Source organism: Hahella sp. HNIBRBA332 (genome assembly GCF_030719035.1).
Taxonomy (GTDB): Bacteria; Pseudomonadota; Gammaproteobacteria; order Pseudomonadales; family Oleiphilaceae; genus Hahella.
In genome coordinates this window covers 849,977-865,987 of the sequence record NZ_CP132203.1, presented here as the reverse complement: position 1 = coordinate 865,987, position 16,011 = coordinate 849,977, and the positions used below count along the sequence as shown (strand labels likewise).

The 16,011-nt window shown below is 55.7% G+C and carries 10 protein-coding genes; 5 read left to right on the top strand and 5 right to left on the bottom strand.

Features of this window, described 5'->3' with window-relative positions:
- Window positions 1-283: 283 nt before the first annotated feature.
- From O5O45_RS04090 to O5O45_RS04075, 4 genes are read left to right on the top strand one after another with little or no spacing between them, the layout of a single operon-like run.
- Window positions 284-1,591 (top strand): GGDEF domain-containing protein, encoded by a 1,308-nt coding sequence (locus O5O45_RS04090; RefSeq protein ID WP_305904002.1) that lies wholly within the window; start codon window positions 284-286, stop codon window positions 1,589-1,591.
- Complete coding sequence (locus O5O45_RS04085) at window positions 1,591-2,181, top strand: peptidylprolyl isomerase (protein WP_305904001.1); 591 nt, start codon at window positions 1,591-1,593, stop codon at window positions 2,179-2,181. Before O5O45_RS04090 ends, O5O45_RS04085 begins: the two co-directional genes overlap by 1 nt.
- A complete protein-coding gene (mnmC, locus tag O5O45_RS04080; RefSeq protein WP_305904000.1) occupies window positions 2,178-4,058 on the top strand; it encodes a bifunctional tRNA (5-methylaminomethyl-2-thiouridine)(34)-methyltransferase MnmD/FAD-dependent 5-carboxymethylaminomethyl-2-thiouridine(34) oxidoreductase MnmC in 1,881 nt (626 codons plus the stop codon). Before O5O45_RS04085 ends, mnmC begins: the two co-directional genes overlap by 4 nt.
- Window positions 4,059-4,114: 56 nt before the next feature.
- Window positions 4,115-4,690 (top strand): CBS domain-containing protein, encoded by a 576-nt coding sequence (locus O5O45_RS04075; RefSeq protein WP_305903999.1) that lies wholly within the window; start codon window positions 4,115-4,117, stop codon window positions 4,688-4,690.
- Between the two features lie 13 nt (window positions 4,691-4,703).
- Here the strand turns inward: O5O45_RS04075 and O5O45_RS04070 are convergent, their stop codons facing one another.
- The 4 genes from O5O45_RS04070 to smc form a co-directional block, all read right to left on the bottom strand.
- Window positions 4,704-7,388, bottom strand: a complete 2,685-nt coding sequence (locus O5O45_RS04070) for a hypothetical protein (protein WP_305903998.1) — start codon at window positions 7,386-7,388, stop codon at window positions 4,704-4,706.
- A gap of 240 nt (window positions 7,389-7,628) precedes the next feature.
- Entirely contained in the window at window positions 7,629-9,680 is a 2,052-nt protein-coding gene (gene ligA / locus O5O45_RS04065; RefSeq protein ID WP_305903997.1) for an NAD-dependent DNA ligase LigA, read from the bottom strand.
- Between the two features lie 178 nt (window positions 9,681-9,858).
- On the bottom strand, window positions 9,859-11,217 hold the full coding sequence (gene zipA / locus O5O45_RS04060; RefSeq protein WP_305903996.1) for a cell division protein ZipA: 1,359 nt from the start codon (window positions 11,215-11,217) through the stop codon (window positions 9,859-9,861).
- A 121-nt stretch (window positions 11,218-11,338) separates the two neighbouring features.
- A complete protein-coding gene (smc, locus tag O5O45_RS04055; protein WP_305903995.1) occupies window positions 11,339-14,827 on the bottom strand; it encodes a chromosome segregation protein SMC in 3,489 nt (1,162 codons plus the stop codon).
- A 251-nt stretch (window positions 14,828-15,078) separates the two neighbouring features.
- Between smc and O5O45_RS04050 the strand changes: the two genes are divergently transcribed.
- The gene (locus O5O45_RS04050) at window positions 15,079-15,276 is read left to right on the top strand and encodes a DUF6316 family protein (RefSeq protein WP_305903994.1); all 198 of its coding nucleotides are present in this window, start codon (window positions 15,079-15,081) and stop codon (window positions 15,274-15,276) included.
- 19 nt (window positions 15,277-15,295) lie between these two features.
- On the opposite strand, the gene O5O45_RS04045 is transcribed toward O5O45_RS04050, so the two are convergent.
- A complete protein-coding gene (locus tag O5O45_RS04045) occupies window positions 15,296-15,961 on the bottom strand; it encodes a GntR family transcriptional regulator (protein ID WP_011398496.1) in 666 nt (221 codons plus the stop codon).
- Window positions 15,962-16,011: the final 50 nt, after the last annotated feature.

Here is a 16,011-nt window from a genome sequence, read left to right as displayed (position 1 = left end):
ATAATGGAAAGGCGTTTAAAATTTGTACACCCGAGATCGGTTAATTTTTGTATGGGTTTTGCTATCGCCTACAACCAAGTATTAATGACTTACTACCGGGTATTAGCGGCCAACGCCGCAGCCTCTCTCGCTATGACGCCTAGATGCCTGAAACTTTTAAGGAATTTCTAATAATTTGTCGCTTATAACGCTGGCGGTAAAAGCATGGTTGGTTACACTTTTATAGAAGAGCCGGTTTTCAATACCTGAGACGCTTGCAGCAACCACACCCCAGGGGGCGGATTTGTCATTACCGAACAGTCACCAGGATATGTCCGCAGACACTGCGACCTACGTTCGCAGACTGCTGGACAACGGCATGCACGGACTGCAATTCGAAGGCGAATTGGAAAGCGAGTTTGAGCGTTATCACTTGAACCGTTATCTGCACCTGAACCGGGTCTACCCTCTACTGGGGGCGCTGGTGCTGGTTTTCTTTACTTTCGCCGATCATTTAGTGATTCCCGCTCTATTTGAGCAAACCCTGCAAATCAGGGCGGCGGACGCTCTCGGCATCATCCTGGTAACGCTGGCCAGCCGACTTGCCTGGGTGCGCAATCGTTATCAAATGACCCTGTGCCTGGGGGCGTTATGCATTCACCTGAGCCTGATCGCCATAGCCGTGAAGGCCGCCGCCATTGATCAGTTTCATTACCAGACCGGATCAATCATTTCCGTCATATTCGTCTGCACGGTGCTGCGCCTGCAGTTCCACTACATTTTCCCCTTCGCCCTGCTAATGTGGCTGTCCCAGGTGCTGGCGATGCACTTTCTCATGCATCTGCATGCTTCACAGTTCACCGAGCTGCTGTTTCTACACACCTTTGTTACGCTGATTTCAGTATTGGTGTGCTACCGGGTGGAATACGAAACCCGCAAAAACTTCCTGCAACAGTTGCTCCTGCTGTATGAGCAGGAAGAGTTGCGCGCCGCGCATGCAGAACTGGAGCGGCTCTCATTGATGGACAGTCTGACCCAGGTCGCCAATCGCCGGCACTTTAACAGGAGCCTGGAGGCGGAATGGAATCGATGCCTGCGGGACGATAAATCTCTGGCGCTATTGATGGTGGATGTGGACTTTTTCAAAGCCTATAACGACGCCTACGGACATCAGCGTGGCGACGACTGCCTTATTAACGTCGCCGACTGCCTGACGCAAACGTCTCGTCGCGCCGCAGACTTGGTCGCCCGCTATGGCGGCGAAGAGTTCGCCGTTATTCTGCCTCATGCGGACCAGACATCGGCGCAACGCGTGGCGGAACAGATTGTGCGTCAGATCTACGAACTCAACATGGAGAACGAAGGCTCGCCGGAGTTGAAACGCCTTACCGTCAGCGTAGGATTCAGCGCCCTCGCCCCTTCTCAGGATGACTCTCCCAACACATTGATTTCTCAGGCCGACAGCGCGCTTTACATGGCAAAACGAAAAGGTAAGAATCGTGCCCACGGTTTTCCCGCCAACGAGGCTTCTGAGACAGCGGAACCCGCCATCTCGGAGGGCGAAGGCGAACCGGACATCCACGACGAATCCAAAAGCAACGGAGAAATCTAGTGAGACACAGCGTAAATGCGGGCAAAAGAGGATTACTTGGCCTGGCTTTCTGGGCAATCAGTTTGACGGCGATAGCCGCCGACCTGCCGACAGCCACCATCAACACTTCCGAGGGAGCCATCAAAATCAAGTTGTTCAGCGATAAGGCTCCAGTCACCGTTGAAAATTTCATCAGCTATATCAAAGACGGTTACTACGACGGCTTGATCTTTCACCGCACTATTCCCAACTTCATGATCCAGGGCGGCGGCTTCAAGCCCAACATGGAGAAAAAAGCCACTAAAGCGCCGATCAAGAATGAATCCGACAACGGCCTCGCGAATAATCGCGGAACCCTGGCCATGGCCAGAACCAATGACCCGAACTCCGCGACGTCGCAGTTCTTCATTAACGTCATCGATAACGCTTACCTGAATGGCGCCAACGGCAGACCAGGCTATGCGGTGTTCGGCGAAGTCGTCTCTGGTATGGAAGTGGTGGACAAGATCGCCAACGCGCCCACACAAAATACAGGCCCCTATCAGAATGTGCCTGTCAAAACCGTCACCATCAACTCCATCAAACTGGATGAGGTTGCAAGCCAGCAGTGAACGGTCCGCAACTTGATTACGCAGATCTATCCTGGTCCGACAGCGGCGCGCCGATCTCCAACGCTTACGGCGATATTTATTTTTCCAAAGAAAGCGGCCCGGAGGAAACGGATTATGTCTTCCTCACGGGCAATCGCCTGAGAGAGCGGTTCAGCAAGGCGCCACCGGGCTCCGTATTCACCATTGCGGAAACCGGCTTCGGCAGCGGCCTCAACTTCCTCATGGCCTGGGCGCTCTGGCGGGAATGCGGTCCCGCGGATGGGCAACTGCACTTCACTTCCGTGGAGTTTTGTCCGCTGGCGTTGGAAGACCTGATACGCAGTCATCAGGCCTGGCCACAACTGGCGGAGTTCGCACGACAGTTACAAGCGCAATACCCCGCCCCCATGCGAGGCGTGCACCGTTGTCGCTTCATCGACCAGGGCGTCACATTGACCTTGTACCTGGGCGACGTCGTAGACTGGCTGACCGAGTGCAGCTTTAAAGCCGACGCCTGGTTTCTGGATGGGTTCTCACCCAAGCAGAATCCCGAGATGTGGAGCGAGTCTTTGTTTCCACTGATCGCCAGCCACGCCGCCCCGGGCTGCACCGTCGCCACATTCTCCGCGGCGGGTTTCATCCGTCGCGGCTTGAAAGAGCATGGCTTTAACGTCAGCAAAGCGCCCGGGTTCGGCTATAAAAGGGACATGACCGTCGGCGTATTCCAAGCGGAAGAACCGGGCCAGCCCACCGCCCTTCCCCACAAGGAAGCCGTGGTGATCGGGTCGGGCCTGTCTGGCGCAAATACCGCCTATGCACTCGCCTCTCGCGGCTGGAAAGTAACCGTACTGGAAGCGGCTGATCGAATCGCCCCGGAGGCGTCAGGCAACCCACAAGGCGCGCTATACATAAAACCCGGTGTGGAGTGGAGCATCAACACACGCATTCACGCCAATGCATTTTTGTATGCCGAACGCTTCTACTCGCAGATCGCAAGCCTGCCTGCGCCCATATGGAACCCCTGCGGCGTGCTGCAACTTGCGCATAACAACAAGGAAGCCGTCAGACAGCAGAAGTTCTTCCAACACAATCGCTACCCTGGTGAGGTTATCCGCTCTCTCACCCAACAAGAAGCGTCGGAACTCGCCGGCGTCAGCCTGCCAGCAAGCGCCACGTACCTGCCCGGCGGCGGCTGGCTGATTCCTCCGCAACTGTGCGCCCACCTGCTGCAGCATCCTAACATTGAGGTCCGCTTGAATACGACAGTTAGCGCACTGGAACGCACCCATGAAGGCGGCTGGCGTATCCATACTGACTCTGGCGAGTCCGCCCGGGTGCTTGAGTGCGCTACAGCGATACTGGCAACCGCCAACAACCAGTCTATGCTGCCTGCTGAAGCGGCCACTCTGCCTCTCAAACCCATTCGCGGCCAAGTCACCACGCTACAGGTGGAGTCCACCGCATTACCGCAACTAAACACCGTTTTATGTGGCGAAGGCTATCTGATGCCGCCTATTGAAGACAGGCTGGTCACAGGCGCCACATTTAAACCCAATTGCGCTGACTCGCAGGTGACTGAGACGGACAACGACGCCAATCTTGAACAGCTGTTCCAGCTCACCCCCGCCCTGCGCGCCGAATTCGCCAAAACCACGCCTGTCCTACAAGGACGCGCCTCCGTCAGAAGCGCGTTGCCGGATTACTTACCCGCTATCGGCTCGCTCATTCCGGAGCAAGAAGGAGCAGGCTTGCTGATTGTGACGGCAATGGGCTCCAAAGGTCTGGCGTTGGCGCCGCTCGCCGGCGAAATGATAGCGGACATGCTGGAGGGAACGCCCGCTCCGATCGAAGACGGCCTGATCAAGCGCGTTTTGCCAACACGCTTCAGCCAGGAGTAGACTGGATTGCATAGGGAGCGCCAAACGCGGCGCCCCGGTTGCAAGGAGCCTCATCCATGCCGATCTACATAGTCGACGCCGGCCACCGTATCATCACACCACTGAGCGTGGACCCTCGCGTCAAATCAGTGGAAGAACTTAAATCCATATCCGCCATCCATCCTATTGGTCCTCAGGACCAAGGAATGCGAGAAGACTTTCCCTATTCCGGAAGCGAACAGGATAGCGCTGCAGAAGGCGACATCTCCCGCCTCAGCGCCCAGGACGTTATGTCAGCGCCAGTGCTTTACGGCAAGCAGGACTGGAGCCTGGATGAAGGATTGAGCTTTTTGCGCGAGCATAAAGTGAGACACTTGCCAGTGCGGGACGACCAGGAAGTCGTGGGTTTTCTGATTGAGCGCGAGCTGTTGCAGGCGAAACTGGAGCAGCCAGAGGCGACGCTGGCTGCGCTGTGCGCGCCTTACCTGATGGTCGGCGACGACGCCGATTTGCGCCGGATCTCCCTGGTTTTGGTGGAGAGAGACCTGGACGGCGCCTTGGTGCGCAATGTTCAGGGCGATGTGATTGGCGTACTGACCGCCACAGACATCCTGAAAGCTATCGCTCATTTTGAGGTGGAAGCCTGGGCTTAACCCAGACGCCCCATCAACATTCCCCGTTAGGGTCCGCCCGGCAGGCGGCGTTCAAGTCCACACCATCAACGATGGAGAGCGGCTTCAGCGTTACCGTCACGCCGCTGTCAGTCTGGGCTTCTTCCACCGAGATCAATTTAGCGCTGCCGAATGTCGCCAGATTAGAAAGCTTTTCGTTGGCCGCCGCGCCACGCTGGAAACGCCAAATATTCTTCAGCTTGCTCACCTGTTCGCCTTCGCCTGGTTCTTCCCCGTCAGCCAACACTTCTTCTTTCACGATGTCATAACGCGCCAGCCAGCCATCTTCGCCGCCCTGGGCCGCGCCAGCGTCAAAAATATCCCCCGCCGTCACGCCAGACAGATATACCTCATTGCCCAGCGACTTAACGTCCAACACAGAATCTGCGGCAGTTCCGCCAACCTGCGCATAGGCCGTAATCTCACTGGCGTTTTGATGATAGGCGAGGTAGCCGTCCTGACCACCGCGGTTACGCTCTCCACTGACCAGCACGCCATTGGTGTAACCGGCGGAGACAAAGCCTTTGCTGACAGTGCTGACATCAAGCGCCGCATCGTTATAGCTGGAGCCGATCTGAGCCACACGACGGGGATCGCCATCATCGTTGTAGGACACAATGACGGCGTCATAGCCGCCCAGGCTGGAGCCGTTGTCCTCCACCGCTCCGTCGCTGAAACCAACGACATTATGATTGGAGGAGGATTCAGGAGACGCTCCCAGCAACACATCATCACCGGAGGAGCCGAAGGTTTTAGCGAACATAAGTGCGCCGTTTTTATCAAACTTGATCAACATGGCGTCGCGACGCCCGGAATTTTCCCCTTCGCCGACCAGGCCTGAGGTAGCGCCGACCACCAGCACCTCCTGGCTGAGATCTACAGACAGCGCGCCGGGCTCGTCATCCCATACGCTGCCAATCTGCTTGGCCCACTGTAACTCGAAGGCGCCGACATTATTGATACGCTGATATTTCTGCACCACTACGTCTTTACCACCCAAATCGCTTTCCTGCAGCGGCTCCGCCGGAGGCGCGAACAAACCACCCACTTCCAGCAAAGCGTAGATATCCTGGGTGATCTCATCCTCATTGGCCGGATTGATCTTCTCATACAACCAGATGTCTTTGATGCGCACTGCGTAGGTCGCCGCTTCCAGTCTGATACTCTGGTGCAGGACGCCAAAGCGATCATAGATCATGATATCTGAGTTGACCGGCTTGCCGCTTTCCTCCCCATTCACCCGGGCGAGAAACAGCTCCGATTGCGATCCCGAAATGGCCTCGGAGACGCTTGCGCCGGCGTTGAGTGGCAGCTCCACCGCGTTCAACCACTGGTTAATGTAGACGGAAAGGGGCTCCTCGCCAGGGTTCACGGTTCCGCTACGTCGCCAGTTGAAAGTCACTTTCTCGTCCCGCAACGTGGCGTCGCCATTCGTCGTCGCCTGCAGTTTGACGGTTTTACTGGTTTCGCCCGCCTCGAAAGGCACGCTGACGCCATCCGTGATCAGGCTGCCCGCCCCACCTTCTCCGGTGTAGAGACGCAAATCCGCCTCTGCGCCCTCAAAGTCGCCATCGCTATTGTCCGCATCCACGACAAACTCTGCATAAACTGTTTGTTCCGGCTCTTTATCCAGCGTCACTTCCACATTCAGATAATTGCCTTCAGACACCGACGCCTTGGACACCTTAAAGCTGGCGACAGGCTCATTATCTGTAATAGAGATGGTGGTATTGACCGGATCAGCGAACTCCAGCAGTCCCCCTTCGTAGTGAGTGATCGACACCGCAATGTTCTCGGTCTTTTCCGCATCGCGGTCGTCATTAATAAATACCGGAATATGGCAATAACGGACGCCCGGATCATAAGTCAGAAAGCCGTCCGCGACCGAAATAACCTGTCCGTCTTTCCTCGCAGTCTCGATAAGAAAATCGCTTCCCGGGGTGGCGCCGTCGCCGGAGCCGCTGGTCAGTGAGTAGCGCAATATGACGCGCTGAACCGAGGGTTGCTCCAGAAAGACCGGCAAGTAGTGGAGCTTGGGACGCACCGCCAGCGAGTCATCCTGTTGACGCTCCTCAAAGAAAGCGATGTCTTCCTCAGAAAACAGCGGCGTACCCTCCGCATCTGTGAAGCACAGCGGAATAACTTCTTTCTCTTCGCCTTCGTCTTCCTGGCCGTTATTGTTGGCGTCGATCAACTTCGAGGGGCGTTCGCCAACGTCGTTTTCCGCCACCGTCAGCGCCTCGGATTCATAGGTGTTCGTGTCGACAAACAAAGAAAACCGGGTTTCCCCCACGCTGGATCCATCGGACACTGTCAGTGAGACTTCCTGCGCCTCGCCAGGCGTCAGCGCGTCTTCCGCCGTTCCGCCCCCGTTAACGCCAGGGATGCCGCGCATGATAATGCCTTTGCGGAAGGTGTTGTCGACGTACTCCAACGCCAGCCAGCGCGGCTGGTTGGTCATGGAAAAGTCCACCAGACCATCGCCGCCGTCCACACCGAACTCATAGGTGTATTCAACGCCCAGATAAGCGGTTCCCGGTGGTTTTCCCAAAATGCGAATGGCTTCGGGCGGCGCTGTATCGCTGCCGCAGGAGGCGAGTAGTAGAGAAGTGATAACCAGCGCAGGCGTTTTCAGCGCCAACTTAACTCCGCTGCGCTGGGCCAGACCCAGGTGACCCATAGATGTGCATTCCACGCTTTATTATTTATGTTTTACAAAATTTTATAAAACTTTGTTTTTTGTAACCACAGCAGGGGGTCAGAAACCCAACCGGGATCACACTGCCGCCCTTTTATTTATACCCGACAGACAACTAACTTCCTTCTACTTACCTGAAAACGACAGACCGTACGTGTCAAACCCCACAATGCAAAACGGCCGCAGAAGCGGCCGTTACAAGGAGAAAAGGGATCAGTGCAATCAGGCGTCGCCGCCCAAATGCGCTTGATGCTCTTCCAACAGTTGCTTGAATGCGTCTTCATCCAGCACTTTCACACCAAGATCCTGCGCCTTAGTAAGTTTGGAGCCCGCCTTTTCCCCCGCCACCACAAAACCGGTTTTGGCGGACACGCTGCCGGACACCTTGGCGCCGAGACGGATCAATAGATCCTTCGCCTCATCGCGGCTGTAATCCGCAAGCGTGCCCGTCACTACAGCGGTTTGCCCGGATAGCGGCAGCGTCTCTGTATTGCGCACGACCACTTCAGGCCAGCTCACGCCCTGCCTCAATAGCGCATCAATGGTTTCCAGATTGTGCTCTTGCTGGAAGAAGGAGCGAATATGCCCCGCACTGATAGGACCGATATCCGGCGCCGCCACCAAGTCTTCTTCGGTGGCCTGCTTCAGCAGATCCAGAGTTGGGAAGTGCTGCGCCAGCACCTTGGCCGTGGCTTCCCCCACTTCCCGAATGCCCAACGCATAGATAAAGCGAGCAAAAGTGGTTTGCTTGGAAACCTCAATAGCATTAATGAGATTTTGCGCAGACTTTTCGCCCATGCGCTCCAGCCCCGCCACATCCGGCGCTTTTAGAGAATACAAACTGGCGGGAGAATCGATTAATTCTTTCTCCACCAGCAGCTCAACCAGTCGGTCGCCCAGGCCGTCGATATCCATAGCTTTGCGGGATGCGAAGTGCTTGATCGCCTCCTTACGCTGCGCAGAGCAGTAGAGCCCACCGGAGCAACGCGCCACCGCTTCGCCCTCCAGTTGCAGCACATCGGAGCCGCAAACTGGACAGTGCTCGGGACGCTCCACCGGTACAGCGTTTTCCGGGCGACGATCCTGCACCACGCTAACCACCTGCGGAATGACATCTCCCGCGCGGCGAATGATGACCGTATCGCCCACATGCACGTCCAAGCGGCGAATTTCATCCATGTTATGCAAGGTAGCGTTGCTGACCGTGACGCCGCCGACGAATACCGGCTTCAAGCGCGCCACTGGCGTCACGGCGCCGGTTCTGCCAACCTGGAAGTCCACCGCCAGCAACTCGGTCATTTCCTCGTGGGCGGGGAATTTATGCGCGATAGCCCAACGCGGCGCCCGCGAAACGAACCCCAGCTCCTGCTGCAGATCAATACGGTTAACCTTGAACACCACGCCATCAATTTCGTATGGCAATTGGTTACGAACGTTCATGATATGACGGTAGTAATCCAGGCACTCCTGCGCCCCTGACGCCAACTTCATCTGGCTATTGATCTTCAGGCCCCACTGCTGCAGCTGATTGAGAATATCGTGCTGGGTCCCCGGCAATTCGCCTTCGAAATAGCCTACGCTGTAGCAACACATTTCCAACGCCCGCCTGGCGGTGATGCGCGGATCAAGCTGGCGCAGACTTCCCGCCGCCGCGTTGCGCGGGTTAACGAACGTTTTCTCGCCCTTCGCCGCCGCGTCTTTGTTGATGGCGTCGAAGGCGGCCTTGGGCAGATAAATTTCACCGCGAACTTCCAATTCCGCGGGATATCCCTCCCCTCGCAACTTAAGCGGGATATTCTTTACCGTCTTCACGTTGGCGGTGATATCTTCGCCGGCGGAGCCGTCGCCGCGCGTAACGCCGCGCACCAGATAACCATCGCGGTACAACAAACTGATAGCGATGCCGTCCAGTTTCGGTTCGCAGCAGTAATCAATGCGCACGTCTTCCGCTTCCTTAAGGCGCTCGCGCACGCGACGATCGAAGTCCAGCAGATCCTGCTCTTCGAACGCGTTATCCAAGGACAGCATGGGCAGGCGATGGGACACTGTCTCGAAGCCATCCGCAGGCGCAGCGCCCACGCGCTGAGTCGGCGAGTCCGGCGTAATCGTTTGGGGAAACTCCGTCTCGATTTCACGCAGACGACGCATTAAACGGTCGTACTCCGCATCGGGAATCGAGGGATCATCCAGCGTGTAATAACGGTAATTATGATCGTTGATGGTTTCGCGAAGCGTATTCAGCTCTTCCTGAATGGCGGCAGGGACTTCCGACATGAGTTCATTCTTCCGAGGCAGATTATTGAATAATTATCAGACGACTCCGCCGCACGGGAACCCCAATGCGGCGGAATTGCTAAGTCTTTGATTCGGATTAAAGTATAGCGAATATAACGACAGTATTTTTCGTTACAAGCCAATACTCCGGGACATTCCCGAAAGCGGCGCCCTGGGTTTATACCCGGGACGACAACATGCGACGCTCAAACTCCCTGACGCGTTGACGACAGTGTTCGATAGTCTGCGCCGTCATGACGCTGCGATTTTCATCCTTGAGTTCGCCGCCCAGATTACGCACCAGGCATTGCGCGGTTTCCACCATATAGTCAAAGGCGCGCATACTGTTATCCGGCCCAGGCAGACGCACAAAGAAGCAGACGCCAGGAAAACGCTGTGTCGCCATGTCCTTTCCGAATACGCCCGGCTCCATGGCGTTCGCCATGCTGAACTGAACGGGTCCTTCATCGAAGTCATGTTCGTAACGATGGAAGATCGCCATATCGCCCATCTGCATACCGCAGGCTTCAACCAGATTACGCAGCGCCTCGCCATCGAAGCCCTCTTCATCCTTACTCAGCACATTGATCACCAGAATCTCTTGCGGCGTCTTCGGCTGTTTCCCTGTTGGAGCGGTTCGGCTCGGCTTTTCTTCCCGGTTTTTCGGCGCGTCTTCACTACGCTGGGAGCTGGCGTTGAGTCCAGCTTGCTGCTGGATCGCACTGATTTTCTTCAGAAACTTGTCTTTAAACGCAAGCATAGGTTCATGTTGGGATTCATCATGGGCGACCGGCCTGTCTATCGGCTCCGCATGCAGATCCTCTTCCTTTTCAACTTCATCCTGTGGCTCTTCCTGCTCGAACTCCACCTCAGGCTCTGGCTCATGTTCATGCAGACTGTCGTACCCGCCCTGATATCCCTGCACGCGGAAATTATCCCGCTTCAGAAACTCTTTATAGGGGCTGTCTCCATAGCGCCCGTCGTCATCCGCTTCTGCGTCCTCTTCGACGGACTCTTCTTCATATTGTTCATCCCTAACCTGCTCGAAGCGTTGATAAGGCGAGAAACTCTCCTGCTCTTCCGGCAGGCGCTCATCCCTCACGTCCTCTTCGACAAACTCCGGCTCTCTGCGCCCGTAGCCCTGATTGGACATGGACGCTTCCAACGCCTCATCCACTTCCAGAATCGGCGGCTCCGCCATGTCCTGGTCGTAATGCTCCTCGTCCTGCAGGCGCTCTCTTTCTTTAAGCTTCTCGCAGGGTTTGAAGGTAGGTTTGTATTTGACTTCCTTAATCGGCCGAGTGTAATTCTGCTCCGCAGCTGGCTTGCCGTCTTTGATCACCCTGAAGCCACTGCCTGGCAGTTCTGGATTAAAGTCATCATCGATAGGCGTATTTTCGAAGTTGCCTCCCATACCCTGGGAGATTTCCAATGAATCCTTGCGCGCTCTTCTGACTCGGCGAAAACCATCTATAACCACGCCCAGGATTATGAGCAGGCCTATCATGATCAGCCATTCACGCAAACTGATATCCATTAATCTAATATCCCCAACTAAACATCATCATGGTATTCGCCAACCTGATCCCGCCTGTATTTCTTATCGATTGGCGAGTTAATTTATTCAATTCGCCGCTGCTTTACAATCCAGCGCGCCCTTACAACGCAGCCATTGCGGCCGCTTCTTCAACATCCACGGAAACCAGTCTCGACACGCCGGGCTCATGCATAGTGACCCCCATCAAGTGATCCGCCATTTCCATGGCGATCTTGTTGTGGGTAATGTAGATGAACTGCACCTGATCCGACATTTCTTTCACCATTCGAGCATAGCGCCCCACGTTGGCGTCGTCCAATGGCGCATCCACTTCGTCCAACATACAGAATGGCGCGGGGTTGAGCTGGAAGATAGAGAAGATCAGCGCAATGGCGGTAAGCGCCTTCTCTCCACCCGACAACAAATGAATGGTGCTGTTTTTCTTGCCCGGAGGCCGCGCCATAATAGCGACGCCGGTTTCCAGCAGGTCTTCCCCGGTTAGCTCCAGATAAGCGCTGCCGCCGCCGAAGACGCGGGGAAACAAATTCTGCAGCCCTTCGTTGACCTGATCGAAGGTTTCCTTGAACTTGTTGCGGGTTTCGCGATCGATTTTTCGGATCGCGTTCTCCAAAGTCTCCAACGCTTCCTGCAAGTCCTCATGCTGACCATCGAGATAGACTTTACGTTCGGACTGGGCCTCATATTCCTCAATCGCCGCCAGGTTGATAGCGCCGAGACGCTCCACTTTTCCGACGATCTGCTCAATGTCCCGTTGCAACTGTCCTTCGTCTGCATCTTCCGCCAGCAGTCCGATCACATTCTCAAGGTCGTATTGATCCTCCGCCATTTGGTCCCGTAAGGCGTTTTTACGGATATCCGTTTCCCGATGCTGCATGCGTAATGATTCAATCCGGCTGCGCATGTTCTGGATCACCATCTCATTACGCTGCCGGGACGACTCATCGCCCTGCATCAACTGCTCCAAATCCGCGAGGCGGTTACGTTCGCGGGTCAGGATGTCCTCTTGTTGCATGCGCAACTCGAGATAGCCTTCCAGACGCTCCTGCAGTGCATCATCTGGATCCTGCAGGGTCTGCAGGCTTTCCTCCACCCACTGCATGCGTTCACGGTTGCGCCGCAAGTTGGCGTCGCTTTTTTCCAGCGCCTGCCGTATCGACTCTCTCCGCGTGCTGAGCGCGCTGGCGCGCAGCTGCATCTGGTGCGCATGCTCCCGATCAAGACGCGCCTGCGTGCGCAGGCCGTCCAGCTTCTGGCGCACGTCATCGCGACGATTGAGCAACTGCTCTTTCTTTTCCACGCTGCCTTCCAGGTCCATCAAGGCGGCGTTCCACACGCCCTTGCTTTCCTGCAGCCCCATCTGTTCTTCGTCGATCTGGAACTGTATCTCCGCAATCTCCGCGGCGATGGACTCCACCCTGCGCTGGACCTGCTCGCGTCGCGCCTCTTTAGCGCTCAAATCGGATTTGGTCTGCAACAACTGCTTGTTGATCTCAACCGATTCTTTTTGCAGGCTCTCCCTTTCTTCATCGAATCGACTTAACGCCGCGTCGATCGTCTCTTTATCCAGCGACAATGACTCTAACTGCGCCGCGACCGCTTCCATCTCCTGCTCTAATTCCACCAGCCGACGATTGCGTGCAAGCAGTCCGTCGCCGGTCTGCTTCGCCGGCGGCGCCAATATCCAGTCTTCACCAACCTGCATGCCATCCGGCGTCAGGAAGAAAGCGCCGGCAGACAGTTCAGAACGACGCTCAATCGCTGCAGAAAAGCTGTCCGCAGGTCGGACGCCATCCAGCCACGCCGCCACCGCGCTGCTGACGGAGCTGGCGCTGGCGAACCGCAATGCCTCGCTGGCGATTTCATCCTCACACACCAGCGCCACGCCTTTGGGTGGTGCGTCTTGCAAGTCTTCCAGAAATTGGCGACTGACCACACGTGCGGACAAGCGAGCGCCCAGCACCGCTTCAAGCGCCGGTTCCCATTGCACCGCGACGCTTAATCGCTCTCCCAGCGTCGGAGCGTTATCAATCTCATGTAGCGCCAGCCACTCCAGCGCTTCCTGTCTGGAAGCCTGGCTATCGTGCTTTTGCAGCGCCAACAGCGACGCCTGCTCCCCTTTCAGAGTTTGCTCACGGGTACGGGCGTCATTGATTCTGGCGCTGAGCGATTCCTTACTCTCCTGCTCGCTCTGTTCTCGCGCTCTCATCTCTTGATGCGCCAGCGCCTGCTGATCCGCATGCATTTCCAGTTCCTGCATACGTTCGCGCAACATCTCTAAGTCTTCGTCATCGTAAGCGCCGCCGATGAGGCTTTGTTCATCCGTCAACTTGCGTTTGCGCTCCATCAACTGCTGAACCAGTTTTTCCGCCTGCTGAATGCGGGACTGCTCCACTTCCGCCGTTTTCTGCAAATGCGCGGAGCTACGAGAAAAGTCATCCCATTCCTGTTGCCACAATTGCATGGCGTCTTCAGCCTGAGCCAACAACTCCGTGGATTCTTCCGATTTGGCCAGATGCTCTTCCAGCTCCGGCTCAATCATCATCAACTCTTCTTCCAGCTCCTGAAGATGTTGCTGCTCGCGTTCCAACTCTTCGTTCAGTTCGCGATTGGTTTCCTGCAACTGCTGCATTTCCACCTGTAATTGCTGCTCGCGTTCTTTCGCGTTGCGAATCTGCTGTTCCAGTTTGGCGATTTCAGCGCCGCTGCCGTAATAATCCGCCTGCGCCCGATTCACCGCTTCATTGGCGTCCGCCCGTTTCTCACGAAAACCTTCCAGACGGCTGTCGAGAGAGGTGCGCTCGTATAACAGGCGCTCCAGCTCAACCTCTTGACCGCGCAACTCTTCCTGCACACCAGTGGCTTCTTTGTCCAGCGTTCGCCATTTCAGAGCATTCAACAGCGCACGCTTGTCGCGTTCTTCCGCCTTTAACTCTTTGTAGCGCTCCGCCGCCTTGGCCTGACGATGCAGATGTTGCAGCTGTCGATCCAGTTCTTCCCGGATATCAGAGAGCCGCTCCAGGTTTTCCCGCGTCCGTTTCATCCGGGACTCGGTTTCCTTGCGGCGCTCCTTGTATTTGGAGATTCCCGCCGCCTCCTCGATGAAAACCCGCAACTCTTCCGGCTTGGATTCAATCAGGCGGGAGATCATGCCCTGCTCGATAATGGCGTAACTACGCGGCCCCAGACCGGTGCCGAGAAACAGATCCGTAATGTCTTTACGACGACATTTGTTGCCATTAAGGAAGTAGAGGGACTGCGCGTCACGAGTGACTTTGCGCTTGACGGAAATTTCGTTGTAGCGGGAGAACTCACCTTGCAGCACGCCGCCGGCGTTATCGAAGATCAGCTCGATGGAAGCCTGCCCCACCGGCTTTCGGGTGTTGGAGCCATTGAAAATGACGTCCGTCATGGACTCGCCGCGCAGGTGCTTGGCTGAGCTCTCCCCCATCACCCAACGCACAGCGTCAATAATATTAGATTTGCCGCACCCATTAGGCCCCACCACCGCAGCCATATTGCTGGGGAAATGCACGGTTGTCGGGTCTACGAACGACTTGAAACCGGCAAGCTTGATGGATTTTAGTCTCATGATGCGGAGGCTGCAGGAGCTGTCACAGGGTTTGTCCAGATATGGAGCGGGAGTTTAACGGATTAAACCCGGGCGGACCAGCGCGAAACGCAGTGCTCCCGCGGCTCTTGGCTAAGCGCTTGTATCCGCTGAAGTTGTGATGTGACAAGGGCTCAGCAGCCATGATGGGACAAAGCGTCGCCAAAATTATTGATTGAAAATCAGTCAACATGTCACTAAATTAATCTTTAGTCGAACAGGAGTTGTACGCAATGGAAATCAGCAAACGTAGTAACGACAAGCAATCGAACAAACATCACCGCTCAGACCGCTTCTTCGCTGTGGAAGGAAAGTGGTACTACCGCACGCGGGAAAAAATCCATCTGGGGCCCTATGAGGCGCTGGAGGAGGCGGAAGACGGTCTGATCGCCTATCTTCGCTATCTGCATGTAGCGGAACGCAGGGAATAGTTCGCCCTAGTATCGGGAGTCAGGAGGATTCCTGCAGGATACTGATCACCAGGTTCTTTTGATGCTCCGCAAAACTCTCGATAACCAGCTTCACGCCGGCGAAGTCCCGTTGCTGCACGGCTTGCAATAAGCCGTTGTAGAAGTTCATCGATTGATAGAGCTCCCCTTTCTTACGCCTGATCGCCAAATGATAAGTGCGACTGATCGCCGGGCGCAGATTTTCCAGGATTTCCTCCAGATAAGGATTGCTCACTAGCGTCAGACAATAACTCATCACCGAAAAGCCACTGTCGATGACCGATTCGAAAGACGCTTCCTCATTCATCACTGCACGGTTGATTTGCTGCACCTGATTCATAACTGGAGCCAAATCGCTTTCCCGCCAGCTTTCCGCCACTTTACGGGCCAACATCACCAGCAATGAGGCATACACGTCATACAGACTTTCCACCTGGTTGACGGTAAGGTCTGACACCACAGCGCCACGGCGCGGATAAATTTCAATTAAATGCCGACGCTCCAGAATCAACAACGCTTCGCGCACTGAGCCGCGACTGACTTCCAAGTCGCCAGCCACCTTGAGTTCCTGAATACGCTCATTGGCCCGCAACTCTCCGGTAATAATCAATCTACCCAAATGTTGCGCAATTTGTTCGGCCAAGCTTTCCGGCGCCTGAAACTTCATATCGGTGTGTTCCTAAAAACTCAGTTTAAGCAAAGAGTTGCGGTAAGAGA

Excerpts from the sequence above, each read along its gene's own strand:
- ligA (WP_305903997.1), bottom strand. The coding sequence starts at position 9,680 with ATGTCGGAAGTCCCTGCCGCCATTCAGGAAGAGCTGAATACGCTTCGC.
- O5O45_RS04050 (WP_305903994.1), top strand. The coding sequence starts at position 15,079 with ATGGAAATCAGCAAACGTAGTAACGACAAGCAATCGAACAAACATCAC.
- O5O45_RS04075 (WP_305903999.1), top strand. The coding sequence starts at position 4,115 with ATGCCGATCTACATAGTCGACGCCGGCCACCGTATCATCACACCACTG.
- smc (WP_305903995.1), bottom strand. The coding sequence starts at position 14,827 with ATGAGACTAAAATCCATCAAGCTTGCCGGTTTCAAGTCGTTCGTAGAC.
- O5O45_RS04045 (WP_011398496.1), bottom strand. The coding sequence starts at position 15,961 with ATGAAGTTTCAGGCGCCGGAAAGCTTGGCCGAACAAATTGCGCAACAT.
- O5O45_RS04070 (WP_305903998.1), bottom strand. The coding sequence starts at position 7,388 with ATGGGTCACCTGGGTCTGGCCCAGCGCAGCGGAGTTAAGTTGGCGCTG.
- zipA (WP_305903996.1), bottom strand. The coding sequence starts at position 11,217 with ATGGATATCAGTTTGCGTGAATGGCTGATCATGATAGGCCTGCTCATA.